Here is a 3321-nt window from a genome sequence, read left to right on the forward strand (position 1 = left end):
CTTCTTGGCCGTCGCCTTCTTTGCGGCCGTCTTCTTGGCCGCGGTCTTCTTGGTGGCGGCCTTCTTCGCGGTCGCCTTCTTGGCCGTCTTACGGGCCGTCTTCTTGGCCGGGGCGGTCTCCTCGCCCTCGGCCTCGACGGCTTCCTCCGCCGCCGGTGCCGCGGGGACGACCACGACGGCCGCCTCCTCGGACGCGGTCGGCGCGGTGGCCTTGCGCACCGCACGGCGCCGCGGACGGGCCGGGGCGGCGGGCTCGGCGGGCGCCTCGGTCTGCGGCACCTCGGCCTGCGCCGGCTCCGGCGTCACCGGGGCTTCCGGCACCTCCGGCGCGGTCTCGGGGACCGTCACCACAGCCGACTCCGCCGACGCCGACGCGGGGGAACCGGCCGGCGCGGACACCTTGCGGGTGGCCCGACGACGGGTACGGCCCTTGGGCGCGGCCTCCTCAGCGGCCTCGGCGACCGGCGGCGCCTCGACGACCGGGTCCTCGACGGCCACGGGCTCGGCGTGCGCCTCGGCGGCCGGCTCCGGCTGCACCGGACGCGCGATCTCCTCCTCGGCCGTCACGTCCTGAGCCGTGGGCACCCGGACCGGGGCTCCGTCCGCCTCGCTCCTCGGCGCACCGGCGGGAGCCGACGCCCGCCGGCTCGCCCGGCGCCGCGAACGACCACGGGTGGCCGCGGCCTCCGCCTCGGCGACACTGCTGTACAGCTCCTCGTCCGGCGCGAACTCGGGAGCGGGCAGGGCAACCGGCTCGGCGGCCTCGGCCGCGACCTCGGCCTCGGTCTCCGCCTCCTGCTCGGCGGTCTCGCCGACCTCGACCATCCCGCCGACGATGACCTCGTGCGGCTGCTCGGCACCGGCCCGCGCACGCTTCTTGCGCTTGCCGCCGCCACCGGTGGTGGCCGCCTGGTCCAGGTGCACGATGACACCGCGGCCGTTGCAGTGGACGCAGGTCTCGGAGAACGACTCCAGCAGCCCCTGCCCGACCCGCTTACGGGTCATCTGCACCAGCCCCAGCGAGGTCACCTCGGCCACCTGGTGCTTGGTCCGGTCCCGGCCCAGGCACTCCAGCAGGCGGCGCAGCACCAGATCGCGGTTGGACTCCAGCACCATGTCGATGAAGTCGATGACGATGATGCCGCCGAGGTCGCGCAGCCGCAGCTGGCGGACGATCTCCTCGGCCGCCTCCAGGTTGTTCCTGGTGACGGTCTCCTCGAGGTTGCCGCCCTGGCCGGTGAACTTGCCGGTGTTGACGTCGATGACGACCATCGCCTCGGTCCGGTCGATCACCAGCGAACCGCCGCTGGGCAGCCAGACCTTGCGGTCCAGCGCCTTGGCGAGCTGCTCGTCGATCCGGTACGTGGCGAAGACGTCGACCTCACTGGTCCACTTCTGCAGCCGCTCGGCCAGATCCGGCGCGACGTGCGAGACATAGCCGTGGATGGTCTGCCAGGCGTCGCCTCCACTGACGATGACCTTGGAGAAGTCCTCGTTGAAGATGTCGCGCACGACGCGGACGGTCATGTCCGGCTCGCCGTACAGCAGCGTCGGCGCGTTGCCGTTCTTCGCCTTCTTCTGGATGTCCTCCCACTGCGCCTGCAGCCGCTCGACGTCCCGGCGCAGCTCGTCCTCGCTCGCGCCCTCGGCGGCGGTGCGCACGATGACGCCCGCGTCCTCGGGGACGATCTTCTTGAGGATGGTCTTCAGCCGGGCCCGCTCGGTGTCGGGCAGCTTGCGGCTGATGCCGGTCATCGAGCCCTCGGGGACGTACACGAGGTAGCGGCCCGGGAGGGAGACCTGGCTGGTGAGGCGGGCGCCCTTGTGGCCGATCGGGTCCTTCGTCACCTGGACGAGGACCGACTGGCCCGACTTCAGGGCGGACTCGATGCGCCGCGGCCCGTTGGCCATGCCCAGCGCCTCGAAGTTCACCTCACCCGCGTAGAGAACCGCGTTGCGGCCCTTGCCGATGTCGATGAAGGCGGCCTCCATCGACGGCAGCACGTTCTGCACCTTGCCGAGGTAGACGTTGCCGACGTACGAGGTCGACTGCTCCTTGTTGACGTAGTGCTCGACGAGCACGCCGTCCTCCAGGACGCCGATCTGCGTACGGTCGCCGTTCTGCCGGACGACCATGACGCGCTCGACGGCCTCGCGGCGGGCCAGGAACTCGGCCTCGGTGATGATCGGAACGCGGCGGCGGCCCTGCTCACGCCCCTCGCGGCGGCGCTGCTTCTTGGCCTCCAGACGCGTCGAGCCCTTGATGGACTGCACCTCGTCGGACGGCTCGGCCTTCGGGCGGGGCTCGCGGACCTTGACGACGGTGCGCTCGGGGTCGTCGGCGGACGGCTCGGTGTCGGGGGCGGAGTCACCGGCGCGACGACGCCGGCGACGGCGACGCCGGCTGCTGGTGGACGAGCCACCGGACTCAGCGCCCCGGTCGTCCTCCTCGGCGTCCTCCTCGGCCTGCTCGGCGGTGTCCTCGGCGTCCTGCGCGGCCTGCTCGGCGGCGAGCTCCTCGACCTCGTCGCCCTCGCCGGACTCGCCCTCGGCGGACTCGCCCCGGCGACGGCGCCGGCCACCGCGACGACGTCGACGACGCGCCCCGGTCTCCTCGCCCTCGTCACCCTCGGCGGCCTCCTCGGCCTCCTCCTCCGCCTCGTCCTCGACGGCGGTCTCGGCGGCCTGTGCCTCGGGCTCTTCGGCACCCCGACGACGGCGGCGACGCCGCGGCCCGGGCTGCTCCTCGGGGAGTTCCTCGGCCTCGGGGAGTTCCTCGGCCTCGGGGGCCTCCTCCGCCGCCTCGGCGGCCGCTTCGGCGGCGGCCCGCTCGGGCGTCTGGAACTGCGGCTCGGTGAACACGGGCGCCTGGAACACGGCGACCGCGGGCCGCGCGGGCCGACGCGGCGACTCGGCCTCGCCCTCGGCGACGTCCTGCTGCGCGGGGGCGGCGAACCCGGTGGCGGCCTTGCGCACGACCCGGCGCCGGGCACGGCGCGACGTACCGCCCTCGCCGCCCTGGTCAGCGACGGCTTCGGGGGCGGCGACGGCGGGGGCCGCGGTCACCGGCACCTCGACGGCGGCGGGCGTCTCGGGCCCGGCGGGAAGCTCGGCAGCGGCGGGTGCCTCGGCTTCCTCGGCACCGGACGGCGTCCGCTCGCTCGTGGGCTCACCGGCCGGTGCGGCGGCCCTGCGGGTGGCACGCCGACGGGTGCGGCGCGGAGCCGCCTCCTCGGCGGCCTCCGGTGCGGGCGCGGCGGCCTCGGTCTGCGGCGCGGCAGCGGGCTCCTCGACGGCTTCCGCCGCAGCGGGGGACGCGAC

1 protein-coding gene is annotated in these 3321 nt (G+C 74.5%); it reads right to left on the minus strand.

The annotated features are described in order from the left end of the window. Positions 1 to 3321, minus strand: a 3321-nt coding sequence (locus ACTWQJ_RS48835) for an Rne/Rng family ribonuclease (RefSeq protein WP_443312803.1), incomplete at both ends; no start/stop codon positions are given.

The organism is Streptomyces sp. KR55 (assembly GCF_052245645.1).
GTDB lineage: Bacteria > Actinomycetota > Actinomycetes > Streptomycetales > Streptomycetaceae > Streptomyces > Streptomyces flavusporus.